The sequence below is a fragment of the Hallella sp. genome (assembly GCF_037460745.1).
In the GTDB taxonomy this organism is placed as follows: Bacteria; Bacteroidota; Bacteroidia; order Bacteroidales; family Bacteroidaceae; genus Prevotella; species Prevotella faecis.
Window position 1 is genome coordinate 1 of the sequence record NZ_JAXVAE010000069.1, and the last position, 22,718, is coordinate 22,718.

At 55.3% G+C, this 22,718-nt stretch carries 15 protein-coding genes and 1 pseudogene; 13 read left to right on the forward strand and 3 right to left on the reverse strand.

Features of this window, described 5'->3' with window-relative positions:
- A pseudogene (locus WKK33_RS03215) lies at positions 1–195 on the forward strand (hypothetical protein); the annotation flags it as partial.
- Between the two features lie 3 nt (positions 196–198).
- Here the strand turns inward: WKK33_RS03215 and WKK33_RS03220 are convergent.
- Positions 199–390, reverse strand: a complete 192-nt coding sequence (locus tag WKK33_RS03220) for a hypothetical protein (RefSeq protein ID WP_337932451.1) — start codon at positions 388–390, stop codon at positions 199–201.
- A 437-nt stretch (positions 391–827) separates the two neighbouring features.
- Between WKK33_RS03220 and WKK33_RS03225 the strand changes: the two genes are divergently transcribed.
- From WKK33_RS03225 to WKK33_RS03280, 12 genes are all read left to right on the forward strand, one after another.
- Positions 828–1,934, forward strand: coding sequence for an AAA family ATPase (locus WKK33_RS03225; RefSeq protein ID WP_215760964.1), 1,107 nt, complete (start codon positions 828–830; stop codon positions 1,932–1,934).
- 216 nt (positions 1,935–2,150) lie between these two features.
- Positions 2,151–3,926, forward strand: a complete 1,776-nt coding sequence (fucI, locus tag WKK33_RS03230) for an L-fucose isomerase (protein ID WP_337570919.1) — start codon at positions 2,151–2,153, stop codon at positions 3,924–3,926.
- A 204-nt stretch (positions 3,927–4,130) separates the two neighbouring features.
- Complete coding sequence (locus WKK33_RS03235; RefSeq protein WP_215760881.1) at positions 4,131–4,766, forward strand: class II aldolase/adducin family protein; 636 nt, start codon at positions 4,131–4,133, stop codon at positions 4,764–4,766.
- Positions 4,767–4,792: 26 nt separating this feature from the next.
- Positions 4,793–6,190, forward strand: coding sequence for a rhamnulokinase family protein (locus WKK33_RS03240; RefSeq protein ID WP_337932452.1), 1,398 nt, complete (start codon positions 4,793–4,795; stop codon positions 6,188–6,190).
- Between the two features lie 3 nt (positions 6,191–6,193).
- Positions 6,194–7,510, forward strand: coding sequence for an L-fucose:H+ symporter permease (fucP, locus tag WKK33_RS03245; RefSeq protein WP_337932454.1), 1,317 nt, complete (start codon positions 6,194–6,196; stop codon positions 7,508–7,510).
- A 151-nt stretch (positions 7,511–7,661) separates the two neighbouring features.
- Complete coding sequence (locus WKK33_RS03250; protein WP_337932456.1) at positions 7,662–7,901, forward strand: hypothetical protein; 240 nt, start codon at positions 7,662–7,664, stop codon at positions 7,899–7,901.
- 143 nt (positions 7,902–8,044) lie between these two features.
- Entirely contained in the window at positions 8,045–9,052 is a 1,008-nt protein-coding gene (locus WKK33_RS03255; RefSeq protein ID WP_337932457.1) for an IS110 family transposase, read from the forward strand.
- Positions 9,053–9,792: 740 nt separating this feature from the next.
- On the forward strand, positions 9,793–12,984 hold the full coding sequence (locus tag WKK33_RS03260; protein WP_337932459.1) for a TonB-dependent receptor: 3,192 nt from the start codon (positions 9,793–9,795) through the stop codon (positions 12,982–12,984).
- A gap of 50 nt (positions 12,985–13,034) precedes the next feature.
- Positions 13,035–14,768: a RagB/SusD family nutrient uptake outer membrane protein gene (locus tag WKK33_RS03265; protein ID WP_337932460.1), complete on the forward strand. Its 1,734-nt coding sequence runs from the start codon at positions 13,035–13,037 to the stop codon at positions 14,766–14,768.
- Positions 14,769–14,828: 60 nt separating this feature from the next.
- Positions 14,829–15,800, forward strand: a complete 972-nt coding sequence (locus tag WKK33_RS03270; RefSeq protein WP_337636411.1) for a hypothetical protein — start codon at positions 14,829–14,831, stop codon at positions 15,798–15,800.
- A gap of 54 nt (positions 15,801–15,854) precedes the next feature.
- On the forward strand, positions 15,855–17,267 hold the full coding sequence (locus WKK33_RS03275) for a fibronectin type III domain-containing protein (protein WP_337932461.1): 1,413 nt from the start codon (positions 15,855–15,857) through the stop codon (positions 17,265–17,267).
- Positions 17,268–17,444: 177 nt separating this feature from the next.
- Positions 17,445–18,746 carry a C10 family peptidase gene (locus tag WKK33_RS03280; protein WP_337932462.1) on the forward strand — a complete coding sequence of 434 codons (1,302 nt, stop codon included), beginning with the start codon at positions 17,445–17,447 and terminating at the stop codon, positions 18,744–18,746.
- 237 nt (positions 18,747–18,983) lie between these two features.
- Here the strand turns inward: WKK33_RS03280 and WKK33_RS03285 are convergent, their stop codons facing one another.
- Both WKK33_RS03285 and WKK33_RS03290 read right to left on the reverse strand, forming a co-directional pair.
- Positions 18,984–20,282, reverse strand: a complete 1,299-nt coding sequence (locus WKK33_RS03285; RefSeq protein WP_309438780.1) for a M18 family aminopeptidase — start codon at positions 20,280–20,282, stop codon at positions 18,984–18,986.
- 242 nt (positions 20,283–20,524) lie between these two features.
- On the reverse strand, positions 20,525–22,657 hold the full coding sequence (locus WKK33_RS03290) for a M3 family metallopeptidase (protein WP_337932463.1): 2,133 nt from the start codon (positions 22,655–22,657) through the stop codon (positions 20,525–20,527).
- Positions 22,658–22,718: the final 61 nt, after the last annotated feature.

The window sequence follows — 22,718 nt, forward strand, 5'->3', positions numbered from 1 at the left end:
CTTTTCACGGATTGTTTACTCTTGCTCCGCTGCCTACCGCTTGGTTTTGATGCGCCGTCGGCGCAACGGATCGACACTCTTCCTGCCGAACAAGCACAGTACGCCAACGAAGTCTTCAATAGTAGCTACAATCTCGGTTTCTTGGGTGTAACCAAATACCTCAAATACCATAACGAGAATTGTTTTCTGCTTTAGCATTTACGGCATTGTGGGCGACAGCAATTGCAGCAACGTGATGTCGATCAGCTCAACGTCGGGCAAGATTCTATCCACAATCGCTTTGTCGTCTTCAGAGAACTCTTCGGCTTTTTCCAACGCCAGGGAGATGGTTTGCTCAGCCTGTTGTAGTTGGCTGCAAAACCAGATGATATCGCTCGATGCTTGTTTCATTTTCTACGCTTTTATTTGTTCCGCGAATTTAGGAAAGAAAAGCGGATGGCGCAAACCCTTTCACGATTCTTAGGTTTTTCGCGCATTTATAAACACTCGCCGCCGTCTGCGAGGAGTGGTTGATGATGTGCTGCGAAATAGCGGAGCAGAACGCTGTTCCGCTGCGTGAATGGATAGAGAGGAAACCGGCACTTAACCCCAATGTATCGACTCAGACTTTGCTAAAGAAAACAAGAGGGTTGTTGGGTAAAGAGTAACATGATGTATGAGCAGGACGGTGGGAAGGTCTTCCGTAAGATACATGCGAAAGACGCATGCATGTAGGCTGTTTCATAGAAATATTTATTGAATGAGCGACATTATTCCGTAAATGTTTTACGGAATAACAAATAATTAGTATCTTTGCCGCATGTCATTATTAAGTATCCAATAGAGTTATGCTAATAAGATTTGCCGTTAAGAATTATCGAGGCTTTAGCGATAAGATCGAGTGGAATTTGTCGCATCCATGCAGCTATTCTTTCAACACGGATGCCATAAAAAATGGCGTTGTGAAGAATGGCATTATATATGGCCCCAATGGATCTGGAAAAAGTAACTTGGGGTTGGCAGTTTTCGATATAGCCAACCACTTGTCGCATAAATGGAAGAAGCCTGACTATTATTTGAATTACGCTTCGGCATATGGCTATAACCAGCCGGTCGATTTTGAGTATGTTTTCAGATTTGGCAAAGACATCGTGTCGTACAGCTATTCAAAAACAGCAAAGGAGCTCAAGGGAATTATTGTAAAGGAGCAGCTATTTCTGAACGAAAAGGAATTGCTCTTCAAGGACGTCAATTCCTTACGCTTGAACAAGAAGTTCGGCCTGACGGATGTAGCTTTAGACAATTTAAAAAACAGCGCAAACAATATCTCAATAGTCAATTATCTGTTAAGCGTCGTGCCCTTCCCTGAGGGGCATGCCTTGTTGAAGTTAAGAAGCTTTGTTGAGAACATGCTGTTTTTTAGAAGTCTCGACAATCGTGAGTTTATCGGCCTAAAAGAGGGTGGCAGCAACATAGAGGAATATATCATAAACAACAACCTTACAGAAGACTTCTCGGAGTTTCTGAAAGAGGTGAGCGGTCAGCACTTTGTGTTTGCAAAACCCGTACAGGGCGAAAACATGCTTTATGCCGTTATCAATGGCATTCGCATCCCCTTTTTGTTAGTTGCGTCTACCGGCACAATGAACTTGGAACTGCAATACTATTGGCTGAAAGAGATGGTAAATGCTTCGTTTGTCTTCATTGATGAGTTTGATGCCTTTTACCACCATGAGCTTTCGTATGCCCTTAGCCGACGATTGTTCAAGAGCGACAATCAGTTGTTCTTGACTACTCACGACACGTTCTTGTTGTCCAATGACTTGCTGCGTCCCGATTGTTTCTTCATATTAAAGGACAACAACATAAGTGCCATATGCAACCTTACTAACAAGGAACTTCGATTTGGCCACAACTTAGAGAAACTGTATAGAGGGGGTACGTTTGGCGTATGATGTTAGCAGAATAAAAAATGTTATTTTAGGAACCCAACATAGTGGCGCTTTGAAATAAATGCGCTATCTTTGCATCACTATCCTTCTTTGGCATGTTTCAAAGAGGGGGCTGGCCCTGCTGTTGCGAAAACAGCGAGGCATGGACAAACAAACCTAAACCGCGATTTTACATATCAATCAATACCTAAATAATACCTAATAATAAAGCAACCAACTATGAGCAATTATCCAAAGATTGGAATTCGCCCCACCATCGACGGTCGTCAGGGTGGCGTGCGCGAGAGTCTTGAGGAAAAGACGATGAACCTCGCCAAATCGGTAGCCAAACTGATCAGCGAGAACCTGCGCAACGGCGACGGATCGCCCGTCGAGTGTGTCATATCCGATACCACCATTGGACGCGTTGGCGAGAGCGCCGCCTGTGCCGAGAAGTTCGAGCGCGAGGGCGTGGGCTCCACCATCACCGTTACGTCGTGCTGGTGCTACGGCGCCGAGACGATGGACATGAACCCCCATTGGCCGAAGGCTGTGTGGGGCTTCAACGGTACGGAGCGCCCCGGCGCCGTGTACCTGGCCGCCGTGCTCGCCGCCCACGCACAGAAGGGCCTGCCCGCCTTCGGCATCTACGGCCACGATGTGCAGGACCTCGAAGACGACTCCATCCCCGCCGATGTGGCTGAGAAGATTCTGCGCTTCGCACGCGCAGCGCAGGCCGTGGCCACCATGCGCGGCAAGTCGTACCTCTCGATGGGATCGGCCTGCATGGGCATCGCCGGCAGCATCGTCAACCCCGACTTCTTCCAGGAGTATCTCGGCATGCGCAACGAGAGCGTCGACCTCACGGAGATCATACGCCGCATGACAGAGGGCATCTACGACCCCGAGGAGTTTGAGAAGGCCATGGCATGGACACGCGACCACTGCATGTGCAACGAGGGCGACGACATTGCCAACCGCCAGGGAAAAGCCAAGACACGCGAGCAGAAAGACGCCGACTGGGAGTTTATCGTGAAGATGATGATCATCATGAAGGACCTCATGCACGGCAACCCACGCCTCGAGGAGATAGGGTTCAAGGAGGAGGCCATCGGCCACAACGCCATCGCCGGCGGCTTCCAGGGACAGCGCCAATGGACCGACTTCTATCCCAATGGCGACTATCCTGAGGCGCTGATGAACACCTCGTTCGACTGGAACGGACCGCGCGAGCCCATCACGCTGGCCACCGAGAACGACGCCGGCAACGGCGTGGCCATGCTCTTCAACCACCTGCTCACAGGGCGCGCCCAGATCTTCTCCGACGTGCGCACCTATTGGAGCCCCGAGGCCGTGAAGCGCGTAACAGGCAAGGAGCTCACCGGACGGGCAGCGGGCGGCATCATCCACCTCATCAACTCGGGCGCCACCACGCTCGACGGATCGGGCGCAGCCACCGACGCCGAGGGCAACCCCGTGATGAAGCACTTCTGGGAGCTCACCGACCAAGACATCGACGCCTGCCTGAAGGCCACCACATGGTATCCCGCCAACCGCGACTATTTCCGTGGCGGCGGATTCTCATCCAACTTCCTCTCGAAGGGCGGCATGCCCGTCACCATGGTGCGCCTGAACCTCGTGAAGGGGCTCGGCCCGGTGCTGCAGCTGGCGGAGGGATGGACCGTGGAGATCGACCCCGAGATCAACGCCATCCTCGACAAGCGCACCGACCCCACATGGCCCACCACATGGTTTGTGCCACGCTTGTGCGGCAAGGCGCCGTTCAAGGATGTCTACTCGGTGATGAACAACTGGGGTGCCAACCACGGCGCCATCTCTTACGGCCACATCGGAGCCGACCTCATCACCCTGTGCTCAATGTTGCGCATACCCGTATGCATGCACAACGTGGAGGACGACCGCATCTTCCGTCCCGCCGCATGGAACGCCTTCGGCATGGACAAGGAGGGAGCCGACTTCCGCGCTTGCCAAAACTACGGTCCCATCTACAAGTAACAACCCTCAGCTACCCTTAACCCCAAGCCGGGTGGACAAGCCGTCCACCGGTTTCGGCCTCCAGGCCCATTGGGGTTAAGAGCCCGCTCCCGTCCTCCGCAAGAGGGGGAGGGGAGAGGGCCTTGTTCCATCAACCCCCAAACAATGACAATCATCTGCCTTCCGCGCCCCTCATGGCCGGCGAGGCAAACTACCAGAACAACCATGATACAAGATTATCAGATACAGGAGTTTCTGCGCCAGGCCCACCGCGTGGGCGACGCAGGGCTGACGCTTTGCTCAAGTGGCAACATCTCATGGCGCATCGGCGACGAGGCGCTCGTGTCGGGCACAGGCTCGTGGGTTCCCACGCTGCCCAAGGAGAAGGTGTCGATCTGCCGCGTGGCCACGGGCGAGGTGCTCAATGGCGTGAAGCCCTCGATGGAGAGCGGCTTCCACTTGGGCGTGCTGCGCGAACGCCCCGATTGCGACGTGGTGCTCCATTTCCAGTCGAAATATGCCACGGTGGTGTCGTGCATGAGCGCTACACCCAAGGATTTCAACGTAACGGCCGAGGTGCCCTGCCACGTGGGCCGCGAGATTCCCGTCATACCCTATTTCCGTCCGGGATCGCCCGAGCTGGCGGAGGGCGTGAAGGAAGCCCTGAAGAACCACAACTCGGCACTGATGCTCAAGCACGGCCAGGTGGTGTGCGGAAAGACGTTCGACGAGGTGTTTGAGCGCGCCATGTTCTTCGAGATGGCATGCCGCATCATCGTGCTCAGCGGCGGCAAGTATAACACGCTCACACCCGAGGAGATCGACGACCTGGAGACCTACGTGCTGGGAAAGAAGGCGTAAGGCGGGGTGTGTAAACCAACTAACAAATGACCTATTTAGCTATCGACTTCGGCGGCGGCTCAGGCCGTGTCATTGCCGGAACCATCACGACCGAGGGCGGGCGCAAGCAACTCCAGATGCAGCTTGTGCACCGCTTTCAGAACCGACAGGTGAGGCTGGGCGACCATGTGTATTGGGATTTCCCAGCCCTCTTCGAAGACATGAAGGCCGGGCTGCGCAAGGCGGCGCAGATGGGGCTCAAAGTGGCGGGCATCGCCGTCGACACATGGGGTGTCGACTTTGGGCTCATCGACCGCCAGGGCAACCTCGTGGGCAACCCGGTGTGCTACCGCGACGCACGCACGCAGGGCATGGCCGACCACTTCTTCAGCCACACCGACCGCACCGACCACTATGCCGTGAACGGCACCCAGGTGATGGAGATCAACACCCTGTTCCAGCTCCTCAGCATGAAGCGGGCCGACTCGCCGCAGCTGCAGATTGCCGACCGACTGCTCTTCACCCCCGACCTCTTCTCGTTTTTCCTCACGGGCGAGGCCAACACCGAGTACACCATCGCATCGACCTCGGAGATGCTCAACGCCACCACACGCATATGGGACTGGCCGCTCATCGACCGCATCGGACTGCCGCGCCACCTGTTCTGCCCCATCGTCATGCCGGGAACGGTGCGTGGACAACTGCGCGCCGACATCGCCGAGGAGACCGGACTGGGACGGGTGGATGTCATCGCCGTGGGATCGCACGACACCGCCAGTGCCGTGGCTGCCGTGCCGGCCAAGGCCGACGAGCGCCCCGTGGCGTTCATCAGCTCGGGCACATGGTCGCTGCTGGGTGTGGAGCTCGACGCGCCCATCCTCACCGAGGAGGCCCGACGCGCACAGTTCACCAACGAGGGCGGCATAGGCGGCAAGATAACGTTCCTGCAAAACATCACCGGACTGTGGTTCCTGCAACGACTCATGGCCGAATGGGCCGACGAGGGCGACGAGCAGCAATACGAACCCTTGCTCGCTGCCGCCGAGCGCGCTGAGATACAGACCGTCATACCGGTCGACGCGCCCGAGTTTCAGAACCCCAAGTCGATGCAGCAAGCCATACGCGGCTATTGTGAGCGACAGGCGCTCGACGTGCCGCAGACCAAGGCCGACCTCACACGCGTAGTGCTGCAATCGCTCGCTGCCAAATACGCGGAGGCCACACAGGCGCTCAACGCCATGCTGCCCGAGCCCATCAAGAAGCTCCACATCATTGGTGGAGGCTCACAAAACAAACTTCTCAACCGCCTCACCCAACAGGCGCTCGGCATCCCCGTGGAGGCCGGACCCGTGGAGGCCACCGCCATCGGCAACATCCTTACGCAGGCGCTGGCCAAGGGCGAGGTGGCCGACATCCACGAAATGAGAAGCATCGCAATCGTTTAATCTATGAAACAGTCAATCCTATCGAAAGACGGCGTGAGCTACGTCGTGCCTTTCATCCTCATCACCTCCTGCTTCGCGCTGTGGGGATTTGCCAACGACATCACCAATCCCATGGTGAAGGCGTTCTCGAAGATCTTCCGCATGTCGGCCACCGACGGCGCACTGGTGCAGGTGGCCTTCTATGGCGGCTATTTCGCCATGGCGTTTCCTGCCGCCATGTTTATCCGCCGATACAGTTACAAGGCGGGCGTGCTCGTCGGACTGGGGCTCTACGCCCTGGGCGCGTTCATGTTCTATCCGGCCAAGATGACGGGCGAATACTATCCGTTCCTCATCGCTTATTTCATCCTGACTTGCGGACTGTCGTTCCTCGAGACGTCGAGCAACCCCTATATCCTCTCGATGGGAACGGAGGAAACGGCCACGCGACGGCTCAACCTCGCGCAGTCGTTCAACCCCATGGGATCGCTGCTGGGCATGTATGTGGCCATGAACTTCATACAGGCCAAGCTCAACCCGCTCGACACCGCCTCGCGCGCCGGCCTCACGCCTGCCGAGTTTGAGGCCGTGAAGGAGTATGACCTCTCGGTGCTCATCGGCCCCTACCTCGCCATCGGCCTCGTCATCCTGGCCATGTTCGTGCTCATCCTGTTCTGGCGCATGCCGAAGAACGGCGACAAAAACCATAACATCGACTTCGTGCCCACGCTGCGCCGCATCTTCGCCATGCCCCATTACCGTGAGGGCGTCATCGCGCAGTTTTTCTACGTGGGCGTGCAGATCATGTGCTGGACCTTCATCATCCAGTATGGCACACGGGTGCTCATGGCCGACGGCATGGCTGAGCAGGCCGCCGAGGTCACGTCGCAACAATACAACATCCTGGCGATGATTATCTTCTGCTGCTCGCGCTTCATCTGCACCTTCCTGCTGCGCTACGTCAACACAGGGCGTTTGCTCACGGTGCTGGCCATCGTGGGCAGTTTGCTCGTGGTGGGTGTCATAGGTCTGCAAAACATCTACGGCCTCTATTGCCTTGTGGGTGTAAGCGCTTGCATGTCGCTCATGTTCCCCACCATTTACGGCATAGCCCTCACCGGCTTGGGCGACGACGCCAAGTTTGGAGCCGCCGGTCTCATCATGGCCATCCTCGGTGGTAGCGTGCTGCCCCCGTTCCAGGCCGCCATCATCGACCAGGTGGAACTGTTGGGCATGCCCGCCGTCAACGTGTCGTTCATCTTGCCTTTCGTCTGCTTCGTGGTGATAGCCATCTACGGCCACCGCACCTTCCTGCGCAGCAAAGGCCAACTGGGCGGATAACCCACGCCTGCCCGAAGGGGCGCTATTATAATAGGAGAAACAAAGGGCGCGCATGTGCCACCTATAATAATAAGGAGTGGTAATGGCCGTTGCGAGCCACCTATTAAAAACGCAATGGCTATCTGGGTCGCTTTTATCAAAAACGCGAGACATGGCTTGGCGTCTCGCAATAGGCGCGCCCCGTAAGGGCAAAAGTAAACATAACACGCTATATTTCAGCACTTTTGCCCTTACTATTATATTTGCTATTATATTTGCAGACGAAAAGAAAGAAGAGAAAAATTCTTTCATTCTGTATACCTTTGTTAAATTTGCACTGGTGACAGAACAGAAGTTAAATATAGAAGAATACTCCATATCCAGCGTTAACCCTGTGCCCTTTCAAGCGTAAAGGCTTTGCCCTGTTTCGGGTACTGGATATTTTCTGAGCACAAGCTTGAGAGTAAATCAACCAGCATGCATATGCACGTCTGTATTCTTAGTATAGTAATAGCCGCTCAGAACGGAGCACTCTTCTAATAATTATTATTCAACATGCAAATATACGGAATTGATTTTGCAAAAGACAAGTTTGATGTGAGTTTTTTAGCTCCTACATTAAAGAATGTGTCAAACAAGCCCGCTCATAAGGTTGTTAGGAACAACGAGTCGGGAATTACAAAGTTCATTAAGACACTTCCAGCCGATGCAGTACTTGTCGCTGAACACACTGGTGTTTACGGCGATCGACTATTGAAGCACTGCACCGAAAGTCATATAAATATCGCTTATGTAGGCGGGTATGTCATACACACCTATAAGTCTGCACCAGATCGTGCAAAGACAGACATGTTAGATTGTGCTGTACTTCGCGAGTTCGGAGAGAGGTTCACAGACAAACTCATATACAAGACCTTTCCAAAGAAAGAACTGTATGAGCTCAAGCAGCTTGCACGTCACCGTACAATGCTTGTAGAAGACCGCAAACGCTATGTGACGGCAGACAAGGGAGAGGATTGCCGTCCATGCAGAAGTATGCAGGTCAAAGAAAGCATGGAAAGAATAATGAAGATCCTCACCGAGGAAATCGCACGCACAGAAAAGCAGATGCTTGATATCATTAGAGCGCATGAAGAGTTGTCCCGAAATTATGACATCATAACAAGTGTAAAGGGTGTCGGATTGATCACAGCTGTAGAGCTAATTGTAAAGACTGAAAATTTCACTACAATAAAAACAGCAAGTCAGTATGCTGCATATGCCGGCACTGCACCTTACGAAAAGTCATCAGGCAAGATGAACAAAGGGGCACATGTGTCAAAAATAGGAAACAGACGTTCAAAAACCTTGTTGTATATCTGTGCTGAAAGCGCCAGAATGCACAACAAGGAAATTAAACTATATTATGAAAGGAGGACTATAATAGACAAGAAACCGCATTTCTATGTTCTTAATGCTATTGTGAACAAGTTGCTTAAAATAATATTTTCCCTAGTTACTAAAGGACAAATGTTTGACAGCGATTTTATCAGAAAAGACCCAAGAGCAATTAAAGATAATTAACACTAAATTTCGCACGAAAAACTTGCTCAGTTAGAGTAAAGCAGGGCGCAAACTCCACGGCACATTATACCCAGGGTGTCGCTTCGCTTGCCCTGGGCTGAGGAGGTCATTGGGCTTTCAGCCCGCCTTGGGTTGACAGGGCTATGCGCCACCATTGTCTTTTCAGCCCGCTTGGCTTGGCTTTTGACACATGTCTTCGGCTTTTGCTGGTTCATTATCCTGCTTTTGCTGGTTCATTATCCTGTATTCTCAGAATCATCTTCCTGCTTTTTTCATCTCATTATCTTGCTTTTGCCGACCGCTTTTCCCATCCTTCCCACCGTTAATTTGGGACCAATGTCCATGCGGTATATTACGTCCGCTACCTATTCGGCACATGGTTCGGATGATAGTCCAATGTCATCCGAAAAGCATTAAAACACGCCCAAAATGGGCGTTTGGGACCTTACGTGGCTTTCTTTTTGCTACTTTCTTGCAAGAGGCAAGACGCAGGTGTAACGTGTAAGCGAACACAGGTTGCATAATAATAGATGTTTACGAACACGGTTTCACATTGTGAGTAAAATACCTCGATTACATACGTTTGTTAACGAAAAACGGTTAAATACCTATATATCGTAATATTTTTAAGAAATATTTAACGAAACGCTTGCAAGTTCCATGCATTTTTTATAATTTGCAAACCGAAACCTATTGTATGGCATGAAATTATGCCGCGGATATTAATGAAAAACAATCTTATGAGAGTACGAGTTTTGTTAGCAAGCGCGTTACTGGCCCTATCAACCCAGGCCATCGCGCAGTCGACGGGTACTTTCGGCGGTACCGTTTGCGACGAGAACGGAGAACCGTTGGTCGGAGCCCAAGTGAAGGTCAAAGGCGAACGCCAAGGCACTGTGACAGATGCCCAGGGCAAGTTCACGCTCCCCAAGGGAGTGAAACGTGGCACTGAGGTGATCGTTACCTACGTAGGTATGCAGTCGCAGAGCGTGCGGGCCATGTCGAGCATGCGTGTGGAACTGGTTCCTTCGCAGGAACAGCTCGATGAGTTCCTCGTGGTGGCTTTCGGTCAGCAGAAGAAATCATCATTCACCGGTTCGGCTGGTGTGGTGAAGGCCGACGTGCTCAACAAGAAGCAGCTCACAAACGTACTCAGCGGTTTGAAGGGTGAGGTCGCCGGTGTGCAGATGACCAACACCAGTGGCTCGCCTACTTCAACACCCTCGTTCGCCATCCGCGGCTTTGGTTCGATCAACGCCAACTCGCAGCCGCTCATCATCGTCGACGGTGCTCCCTACGACGGTGGCTGGAACAACCTCAACCCGAACGATGTGGAAAGCATCACCGTGCTCAAGGACGCTGCCTCTAACGCCCTGTACGGTGCCCGTGGTGCCAATGGTGTGATCATGATCACCACCAAGAAGGGCTCCGCCGAGAAGGCTTCCATCACGCTCGACGCCAAGTGGGGCGCCAACAGTCGCGCCACGGTCGATTACGACCGCATCACCGATCCCGCACAGTACTACGAGCTCTATTACAAGGCCCTGTACAACTATAACGTGCGCGATAAGGGCATGTCGGCTTACGACGCACACGTAACGGCCAACAACACCATCGGCATGAATGGCCAGGATGGTGGTTTGGGCTACGTGGTTTATAATGTGCCTAAGGGCGAGTACCTCATCGGTTCCAACGGACGCATCAACCCCAACGCCACGCTCGGAAACCGCGTGTACTACGACGGGCAGTTCTTCACCCTCGCTCCAGACAATTGGGTGGATGAGGCTTTCCGCACCAGCCTCCGCCAGGAGTACAACCTCAATATCTCGGGTGGAACCCAGAAGATGTCGTACTACGCATCGCTCGGTTACCTGAAGAACGAGGGTGTGGTGCGCCATTCCGACTTCGACCGTTACACCGCACGCCTGAAATCAGACTACCAGGCCAAGAAGTGGCTGAAGGTGGGAACCAACATGAACTTCACCCATACCAAGCAGAACAACGTGAGCTCAGGTGGACTGTCGGTCTTCGACGTCACCACGCGTTACGCCCCCATCTATCCCGTTTATATGCGCGACGGCAACGGTAACATCATGATGGACGAGCACGGTAAGATGTACGATTACGGTGCAGGCGCCAACGGCGGCATGCTGCGTCCTACCGACCCCGCACGCAACTTCCTGCAGGCCAATGAGCTCAACACCGATCTTGATGTGATCAATGTGATGACGCTGGCCGGCTTCGCCGACATCACACCGATCGAGGGCCTCAAGATCACGCTCAACGGTACCGTTACCAACAACGAGTCGAAGAGCACCTCTACCATGCAGCCGTTCTATGGCAACACCGCCGACTTGTATCCCGGTGGATTCGTGCAGAAGTCAAACGGACAGAGCTACGCGCTCAACTTCCAGCAGATCGTGAACTATACGCGCTCATTTGGCAAGCACAACGCCTCGTTGATGGTTGGCCATGAGAACTACAGATACAAGGGCAACAGCCTTTGGGCCTCACGAACGAAGATGTTCTCTTACTTCGGCGCACAGGAGCTCGACGCTGCCGTGAAGGAGTTGCACAACGGCGGTAACAGCACACACTACAACACCGAGGGCTTCTTCTCGCGCGCCATGTACGACTACGACGGTCGCTACTTCGCATCGGCTTCGTTCCGTCGCGACGCTTCCTCTAACTTCCATCCCGACCATCGCTGGGGTAACTTCTACTCGCTCGGAGGCGCGTGGATCATCTCGAAGGAAAACTGGTTCGATGTGGACTGGGTCAACATGCTCAAGCTGAAGACCTCTTGGGGTCAGCAGGGTAACGACGCCATCGGCTATTTCAGATACACCGACACTTACTACCTCGACAACTTCAACGGCGAGGTGGCGTTCAAGCAGGGAACCGTGGGCAACCCCAACATCACATGGGAGACCAACTCCAACTTCAACCTCGGTGTAGAGTTTGAGCTCTTAGACCGACGCATCACAGGTAGCGTGGAGTACTTCAGCCGCAAGACCACCGACATGCTCTTCTACGTGTACGTGCCCCAGTCGGGCGGTTACGCTGGATCTTACGACAACGTGGGTGACATGGTGAACCGTGGTGTCGAGTTCGACTTCCACTTCAACCCCATCCGCACGAAGGACGTCAACTGGATGATCAACTTCAACGCCACACACTTCAAGAACGAGGTGACCATGCTGAGCGCCGACAACAGAGGCGCCATGCTCGACGGCCATCCCGGTTACACCGACGGCAACTACTACGTGGGTGAGGGCCTTCCTTACCACACCTTCCGCCTGAAGAAATTCGCTGGCGTCAACGAGAATGGCGAGTCAACATGGTACGTGGAGAATCCCGAGACAGGCGAGCTCTCAGCCACCACAGCCTTCAACCAGGCCTCTTACTTCAACTGCGGCTCTCCCGACCCGAAGCTCTATGGTGGTCTGAGCACACAGCTGAGCCTCTACGGCTTCGACCTCTCAGTGTCGATGAGCTACTCGCTCGGCGGCAAGGCCATGGACTGGGGTTACCAGTCGCTCATGGGCAACCCGAGCACCGTCTACACCGGCTTCTCCTTGCACAAGGACCTGTTCAACGCTTGGTCGGAGACCAACACCAGCAGCCAGATTCCTCGCTTCCAGTATGCTGTTAAGGACATCGACACGCGCTCGGCAGCCACGTCCGACCGCTTCCTCACCGACGCCTCTACGCTCACCCTGCAGAACGTCAACATCGGCTACACACTGCCGAAGCGAATCGTGAGCAAGATTGGCCTGAGTGGCGTGCGCGTCTACGCATCGGGCGAGAACCTCTTCTACCTCAGCAAGCGCAAGGGCTTCGACCCGCGCGGAAGCTTCTGGGGATCATCATCTGAGTCGTCCTACTCACAGGTGCGCACATTCACAGGTGGTCTGACCGTAACGTTCTAACGCAACGAGGTGAACCAACAAACGTATAACCTTTCTAAAAGAATACTATCATGAAAAGATACATAAAGAACATGCTTCTCGCCAGCGCCGCCGTCATGACGCTATGCGGCCTATCAGCATGTATTGACGAGACCGTGCCGACTGACGAGGCCACGCCCGCGACCATCAAGACCGACAGTAAGTCGTTGTCATACTTAGCCAACTCGTTGCCCTCGTTCCTCACCACATGGAACACCTACAATTCGGGCGACTACACGCAGGACTGGGGTTATCCCTGCCAGATGTACATGCGCGACCTGCTTTGCGCCGACTTCCCGCAGAGCGACAATAGCTTCAACTATTGGGACTACATAGAGGATGGATCATCGCTGCGCTACGCTTACTATTACACATTCTATTATTACTATGTGTTTATCAAGAACGCCAATGGTGTTATCAGCGTGGGTAAGGATGCCGTCGACGGTGGCAATGAGGCCGCCAAGAAGTATCTCGGACAGGGATACGGCTACCGCGCCATGCTTTACCTCGACCTGGAGCGCCTCTTCGAGTATAAGAAGACGGGTGTGAGCTACCTCGACAAACAGGCCGACTCGATCGGATGCATGGGCATCACCATTCCTATCGTGACCGAAAAGACCTCGAAGGTGGAGCTCAAGAACAATCCGTGCGCGCCGTTCTACACGATGAACCGCTTCATCATGACCGACCTCAACCGCGCCGAGGAGAACCTCGCAGGCTACAACCGCGAGCACAAGGCCTTCATGGACCAGAGCGTCATCTACGGTCTGAAGACACGTCTGTGGCTCGACATGGCCACACGCTTCGAGAAGAACCCCGCCGACCTGCAGAAGCAGATCGAGGCTGAAAACGCCGACGACGGCTACGACAACCTCGGCATCTCTTCAGTCCTCGAGTGCTACCAGAAGGCTGCCTACTATGCACAGCAGGCCATCGGTGTGGGCAACTACACACCGCTCACAGAGGAGCAGTGGAGCGACCCCGACCAAGGCTTCAACACCGCCAACAACTCTTGGATGCTGGGTACACTCATCAACTCGAAGGAGCAGATCAACGAGCTCTTCTGGTACACGTTCCTCGGCTACATGGCCTCGGAGGCCGACTGGGGTATGTGCACTCCCACTTACAGGGCTTACCGTTGCATCAGCAAGGGTCTATACGACAAGATCGGCACAGGCGATTGGCGCCGTCCCTCATGGATCAATCCTGGCGACGCAGGAAAGACTACCGTGCCCGCTGGCTACAAGACGAAGGTCACAGGCGAGAAGTGGTCTACACTGCCCGCATACGCCAACCTGAAGTTCCGCTCAGGTAGCGGCAACCTCACCGACCTCACCGTGGGTCTGATAGCCTCTCTGCCCATCATGCGCGTGGAGGAGATGTATTTCGACTACTTCGAGTGCATCGCCCACACACAGGGCGTGGCAGCTGCCGCACAGGAGCTCGAGAAGTGGGTCAACCAGTATCGTTACAAGGATGGCTCATACAAGTGCACCGCCACCAACATGAACGACTTCATCGACGCCCTGATGGTTCAGCGCCGCATAGAGCTCTGGGGCGAGGGTCTCGTGTTCTTCGATTACAAGCGCCTCAACCTGCCCGTCATCCGCAAGTATGCCGGCAGCAACTACGCTTCAACCATGCAGCTCAACTCTTACGCTGGCTACGTGGCTCCTTGGATGAACTACATCATCTCCGAGTATGAGCGCAACCACAACCCAGCCGTTGTCATTGGTCCGAACACGTCGGGTGCCATCACACCTTAATACAAGCCAATGGCAAAATGGTATAAACGTACTCTTAACACACTATTAACACCGACTACAATGAGAAAATTAACTAATATCCTATACATGTTCGTCGCTGTTTTCGTAGCGGCCGCCTTCACGGCATGCTCCGACGACGACAATTTCGAGTGGCCCAAGAAGGTGTCGCCCGACAACCCTGGCGTCTATTTCGCATCGTCTAACGAGGCCACGGCTACGCTCACACCTGAGGAGTATGCCCAGAGCCAGTCGTTCACGCTTACCCTGAAGCGTCTCAACAACAAGGGCGAGCTCACCGTGCCCATCATTGTCGACAAGGCCGACAAGGTGTTCACAATTCCCGCCACCGCCACTTTCCAGGACGGCGCGAACGAAACAACCCTCGAGATTAAGTATCCCGGCATGGAGATGCTCCACACCTACACCCTCATCATCCACGTGGATGAGGCTTACACCAACCCGTATGTGGCCACCGACGGTATGGCTTCGTTCAAGTATGAGGCTTCTCTGATCCGTTGGGTGAAGCTCACCGAGGGCGTCTTCAAGTGGAACCAGGGCGAGTTTGCCGACACCCGTTCTGAGATCTATTGGCTCGAGGGCAAGAACCGCTTCCGCATCAACAACTTCCTCAACTCAGGCATCAACTGGGAGTTCTCTATCCTGGCAGCCGATCCGATGGACGCTTCGATGCACGACGCGGCCAACTTCAACCCCAACGACCGTTCTACATGGCATGGCATTCCTTCGCCTTACAACCATTGGGCAGCCGACCCAGCCGGTAAGACTTGCTGGTTCCTCATGCAAGACGCCGACAATGGCATTTACGCTCAGTGGTATCCCGACGGTGAGGAGTTCGTAGGTATCGACTTCGTCAACTTCTGGTACGACACCTCCGACGAGTGGTGGGGCAACGTTGATATGCGCGGCTCAGCCACAGAGCCTTGTTTCAAGCTCATCCCGTTTGTCTATTACACCGACGAAACCGATTCAGGCTACACCGATCTTTACGGATACTGGGACCCCATTGGCTAATGGGAAGCGGCAGTGTTTTATCACTCAATGTTTAACGATTAATGAATACTGTATATGAAATACGATAAGTCAATCATTTCCAGATTAGGCACGATGCTGGCTGTCGCCCTCTTCGCCTTGGTGTCGTTCACCTCGTGCAGCGACGACGACGAGAAGACTCCGTTGCAGATGCCCACCATTTCACAGGATGGTCAGACCGTTAGCTCGTTGGCCTTCCATTGGGATCCCGTAGCCGACGCCACGCAGTATGCCTATGAGCTTGTCGACGCGTTCGACCACGTCATCACCGCCGACGTTACGCAGGCCACGTCGCTTGTGGCCACCGGTCTGAAGGCCAACACCGAGTACACGCTGAAGGTGTGGGCATTCACCGCCCTCAACAGCGACAAGACCACGTCGCCCATCGCTGTGCTCAAGGCTACCACCAGTCAGCAGGTTCCGCTCGTGTCGGTATCGTCGGCCACTACGGCCAACGGCAATGGTGGTGTGACCGTAACGTGGCCCGCCGTGGAGCACGCTTCTGGTTACAGGTATAGCCTCGACACGGGTGTCAGTGGCACCACCACCACCAATAGCGTTACGCTCATTGGCTTGGAGCTGGGTCAGCGCACCATCACCATCGTGGCTTACAGCGACGACGACACCTATAGCGACTCTGAGCCCTTCCAGTTCACGTTCGAGCGCGTTAGAAACGTTCTTTGGCGCCACACCGGTACCTATACCATGAAGAACCTTCCCGATGGCGAAAACAAGTTTGAGGCCGAGATCGTGGCTTACGACGACGGCACTTACTCCATCGAGAATCCTTATGGCGCTGTGGGTTACAGCATCAACTTCATGATCGAGATGAACGACAAGAACGAGTATGAGATGCGTCCTTATGGCTACCCGTTGGAGTCTGGCTTCAATATCGTGAATGTCACCTCTGTATTGGAGCTCGACATGTTCTGCAGCGATGGTCACTCATTCTTCTACGCCGACGAAACAGGTTCGAAGGGTAACCTCTGGTTCTGGGCCATCCTTTACGATGCCAACGGCCAGGTTGGCGCCGGCGCTTACGACGAGTTTGAGTGGGGTTGGGAAGAGAATGGCGAGGCCAACGACCTCGTGGGCACTTACACCGCCACCTGCACAGGTTACGACTACTTTGGTGAGGAATACACCAAGCAGGACGTGAAACGCACAGACGAGGTGCTCGTTCGCCAGATCGACGACACACACATCAAGCTCATCAACTTCTACGGTTGGAACGATGAGAACATCGGCGAGGTCGACAAGCTTTCAAGAACCATCACCTTCAAGCCGGCTACATGGGGCACCTATTACACCTTCGCTTCCGCCAACTCGGAGACGGAGCCAGTCATTGCCCATTACGACGATGATTTCAACATCACCTTCGAAAACTTCACCGCATGGTATGGTGGCAATGCGTTTATCTATACCGATTGCGTCATGAAACGTAAATAAGTATCATAGCCCAAGGCTGTAAGGCCACAAGCCTACTGAGCCTATCGAGTCAACTGTACCATCAAGGGCCAGCCTCGGTAGGCTCATCGGGCATGATGCGCAGCCCTTCTGCCCCCATGAGTTTATGGGGCTTTGGGCATTCCCCCCGAATAAGAATCAACAACATTGCATCGATTTATGAAAAAGTACACTACCCTTCTCCTATTTCTTGCCTTAGCGCTCTCGGCCACCTTCGTTCCTGCCACCGCTAAGGAGCGTTCGCCCCAGGACATAGCCCGCATCGCCAAGCGCCTCATTGCGCCTGCTGCCGTGAAGCGCTCAATGGCTGCCGGCAAGGTGACGCCCGAACTGAAGAAGCTTTCTGCCACCAAGGCATATACCGTCATGGGCTACGACGACGGCGGCTTCGCCATCATCGCCAACGACGACGCCAACACGCCGGTGGTGGGCTATTCGGCCGACAACCTGTTTGCCACCGACAACCCCGCACTGTCGTGGTACCTCTCGATGGCCGAGCAGAAGCTCAACGATCGCGCCATGGTTGCGCCGCATCGTGCGGTGCGTGTGCCCAGCGACTGCAAGACGTCGGTGAGCCACCTCGTGGAGTCTAAGTGGGACCAGGGGAAGCCCTACAATTCGCTTTGCCCGAAGAATTCGAGTGGTAGAAACTGTGTAACGGGATGTGTGGCCACCGCCATGGCGCAGATTCTCTATTACCATAAATATCCCACCACAGGTAAGGGAACCAATTTTACGTTCTTTGAGAACAAGAAGTACACGGTCGATTATTCGCAGGCCACTTACAATTTCGACGACCTGCTGCCCGACTATTCCAATGGTTTCAACGTGACGCAGAAGCGTGCCATCGCTACGCTCATGTACCATTGCGGCGTGGCTGCCCACATGACATACGGCATCGATGTCAGTGGCGCTTATCTGTACGACGCTGCCGACGGACTGGTTGACAACTTCGGCTATTATGCGCAGTATTATGGCTACAAGGATTATCCTGAGCCCAACAACTACGACAACGCCAAGTGGTGTGAGGTGGTGTATCGCGAGATCAGCGCCGGCAACCCCGTGCTGTACGCCGGTGGCTCCAAGTATAATGGCACCGCTGCTTTCCACTGCTTCGTGCTCGACGGCTACGACGCCAATGGCAACGTGGGTGTGAACTGGGGTTACAGTGGCCGTGGCGACGGTTACTTCCGTCTCGATGCCATGGATTGCATCATCGGCACCTATCATGAGCAATACAGCTATAGCTTCGACATGGTGGTGGTTCACCGCCCCGAGCAGGGACCTGTGAAGTACGACCTTGTGCCGGTTACGGACATTCGCGACATCAACGCTGAGGCCAATGAGGCTGCTCCCACACGCGTCTACGACGCTGCGGGCCGCCAGATCGACGCTAACCGCGCCCAGAAGGGCCTCGTCATTGAGCGCCAGGGCAACCAGGTTCGCAAGGTGTTGAAGTAAGCGAAATGGCACTGCGTGGCCTATCTCTGACTCAAGAGAGATAGCCCAATCAAGTGGAATTATCAAGTAAGAGAGAGAGCCCAGCAAGGCGTATCGGGCAAACGGGCACGGTGCGCTTGCTGGGCTTGTTGTGTCGCCCCCCCCCCTGGTGTGGGTTGGCTTCTTCGGTAAGCTATGCTTGGGGCTAAGCCTTTAGGGTTTAAGCTTTTCGGGCTTGGCCTTTATTCTGCCTTACCTCTATTGCTTATAAAACTCGGTGAAGACCTTTACGGTGTAGAGGTGGTCTTGGACGCTGCCGGTCTCGCGTATGCTGTGCATGGCGAGGATGGCGTTGCCCATGTCGACGCCCTGCAGGGGAATCGAGGAGGCGAGGATGTTGCCGAGGGTGCTGCCGCCCGCCACGTCGCTGTGGTTCACGAAGCGCTGGCAGGGCACGCCGGCCTTCTCGCAGAGCGATGCGAAGATGGCTGCCGAGGCTGCGTCGCTCGCATATTTCTGTGCGGCGTTGAACTTGATGACCGGTCCGCCGCCCAGCATGGGATGGTTTGTCGGGTCGTACTTCTCGGCGTAGTTGGGATGCCAGGCATGGGCGTTGTCGGCCGAGATCATGAAGGCGCGCTCCACAGCCTGGTAGTAGGCCTCCTCGGTGTGGCTCTGGGCCAGGGCGATGCGCTGCAACAGGTAGGCCAGGAACGGACTGGCCGCCCCCTGCTTGGTCTGCGATCCCGTCTCTTCGTTGTCGAAGATGGCGAGCACCTGCGTGGTGTCGGTGGTGTCGGCAGCCAACAGCGCCTCCAGGCCGGCGTAGCACATCGAGAGATCGTCGAGACGGCCCGACGAGATGAACTCGTTGTGTGCGCCGAAGGTGCAGGCAGGCGACGCGTCGGCCAGGTAGAGGTCGAAATCGAGGATGTCCTCGCGCTTCACGGGGCGTTGCTTGTTGAGCTCTTCCACGATGATGTTCATCAGGAGGTTGCCCTCCTCCAGTTGGCTGGTCACCTGTCCGAGCAGCGGCAATACATCTTTTTGTCGGCTCAGTTTCACGCCGTCGTTCACCTGGCGGTTGAAATGGATGGCGAGGTTGCTGATCTGCAGCAACGGGCGGCGCACATGCATGAGCATCGTGATGGGGTGCATCACGTCGTCGCCGCGCACGATGACACGGCCGGCGAGCGTCAGCGGCCGGTCGAACCAGGTCGACATGATGGGGCCGCCATACACCTCGGTGTTGAGCTTCACCAGGCCACCCTCGGTGAGCATCTCCGCGTTGGGCTTGATGCGGAAGGTGGGCGAGTCGCTATGGGCGCATATCATGTGGAAGCCCGCTTCGGAGAGCGGCTGGCGCCCTATGCGGAAGGCGTAGACCGATGAGGCGTTCTTGGTGGCGAAGAGGCAGTCGCCGGCCTTCACCTCGCCAAGCGGTTGGCGGGCGTCGAGGCGGCGGAAGCCAGCAGCCTCCAGGCTGTCGGCAATGTTCTTGACGGCCAGGAAATTTACGGGCGAGGCGTCAAGGAAAGAAAGAAGACGGTTAATCATAAAGATGGGTTTGAGGGTTGATGATGGGAAGAAGCGGGCGCAAATATGCGCCCGAAATTCTTTTCGCAAGCGGGTGCTGGGCCAGTGACGGGCGGGCTGCGAAGCCTGGGCGGTGCGAAGCCTTGGCAGGGCCGGTGACAGGCGAGCTGCGGTGCGGGGCTGGTGCGGGCTGCGGGTGCTGGGTTGGGGCCTGCTGCGAAGCCTGGGCAGGGCTGGGCTGCTGCCCTGCCCAGGCTTATCGGTTACAAGCCTCTTGCCTTCAGGAAGGTGGAGGCGTCGGGCTGCTTCATTCCCGTGAAGTCGGTGAACATCTCCATGGGGTCTTTGGTGTTGCCACGGCTGATGATCTTATCGCGGAAGGCTTGGCCCACGGCGGGGGCGAGGGCGCCATGCTTGGCGAAGTAGTCGGCGATGTTCACGGCCAGCACCTCCGTCCAGAGGTAGCTGTAGTAGCCGGCAGCGTAGCCGCCACCCCACACATGATTGAAATAGGATGTGATGTAACGCGGCGGGATCTGCGTGTTGAGCAATCCCACGTTGTGCAGTTGCTCCTTCTCGAAGGCGCCAGCCATGTAGACCGATGGCACCTCCTCGGCGCTGATCTTATGCCAAGCGAGGTCGAGGCAGGTGGCTGCGAGGTTCTCGCCCAAGGCGTAGGCCGTTTGGAAGTTGATGCTCTTCAGCATGCGCTCCTTCAGTGCGGCGGGCATGGGCTGTCCGGTCACGGCGTGGCGCGCGAAATGGTCGAACACCTCAGGAATCTGGGCGAACGACTCGTTGAACTGCGACGGCATCTCCACGAAGTCGCGTGGCACGGCCGTTCCCGACAGTGCGTCGTACTGGCAGTTGGAGAGTATGCCATGCAAGGCGTGTCCAAACTCATGGAACATGGTGCACACCTCGTCCCATGTGAGGAGCGACGGCTGTCCCTCGGGCGCCTTGGCGTTGTTGCACACGTTATAGATGACGGGCAACTGGTGGCGCTGTCGGCTCTGCTTGGCGAAGCTGCTCATCCATGCGCCGCCCCGCTTTGTGGGCCTGCGGAAGAAGTCGCTGTAGAACAGGGCGATGGCCTTGCCGTTGCGGTCGAACACCTCAAACACCTTCATGTCGGGATGATAGGTGGGGATGTCCTTGCGCTGCTTGAATGTCAGGCCGTAGGCGCGGTTGGCGGCGTAGAACACGCCATTGATCTGCACACTGTCGACATTGAAGTAAGGCTTCACCTCATCGTCGGTGATGTTGAGCATTTCCTTCTTCATCTTTGCCGAGTAGTAGAAGCGGTCGTAGGGCTGCAGGCGGAAATCCTTGCCCTCGGTGCGCTGCGCGTATTGCTCAATGGCGCGCGTCTCGGCGTCGGCCTTGGGCGCATACTCGCTGATGAGTTGTGTGAGGAAATTGTCCACGTTCTTCACATTCTTCGCCGTGGTGCGCTCCAATGCGAAGTCGGCGTAGGTGTCGTAGCCCATGATCTTCGCCTTCTCGGCGCGCAGTTTCGCTATCTCCACCACGATGGGGAACGTGTTGAATTTCGGGTTGGTGCCATCGGCGCGATGAATGCTGGCCTCATACACCCTGCGTCGCAAGTCGCGGTTGGCCAGGTTGGCGAGAATGGGCTGCTGCGTGGTGTTGATGATCACGATGCAGTAGGGCGCCTTGGCCCCACGGCTCTGCGCGTCGTTCTTACACTGCGCAATGTCGGCTTCGCTCAGTCCGGCCAGTTCCTCCTTGCTTTTTACCCACACCACGGCGTTGTTGGTGGCGTCGGGCAGCAGGTCGCCCCATTGCTGTTGCAGGTCGGAGATGCGCGAGTTGATCTGCTTCATGCGCTCCATCTTATCGGCGGGCAACAGTGCTCCCGAGCGCACGAATCCCTTGTAGACGATCTCCGTGAGGCGCTTGTCCTCGCCCTTGAGTTTCGCATACTCGTTGTCGTACACATATTTCACACGCTCGAAGAGCTTCTTGTTGAACGAGATCTCGTTGCTCAGGTCGGTCATCATGGGCGACACCTTCTTCTCCGTCTCGGCGATGACGGGCGTCTTGTGGGCGCTGGTCAGACCGAAGAACACGCTCGTCACGCGGTCGAGCACCACGCCACTCTCCTCATAGGCGAGGATGGTGTTGGCGAAGGTGGGTTTCTTCTTGTTGTCCACGATCTTCTGGATGTTGGCGCGTTGTATCTTGATGGCCTCCTCGATGGCCGGCAGGTAGTCGGACTCCTGAATCTTGTTGAAGTCGGGCGCTCCAAAGGGCAGACTGCTCTTCTGCAACAACGGGTTCTGCCGACCCGCTGACTGGGCCGACGCGGGGGCTGGCGCCTGCAACAGGGCAGCGGCCAAGCCGAGGGTTAAGAAAGAACGGTTAAGTCTCATATTAGATTTTGTTAGTACTGATGCGATAAAATCGCATAGTTATTAAAATTCATCAAATAAA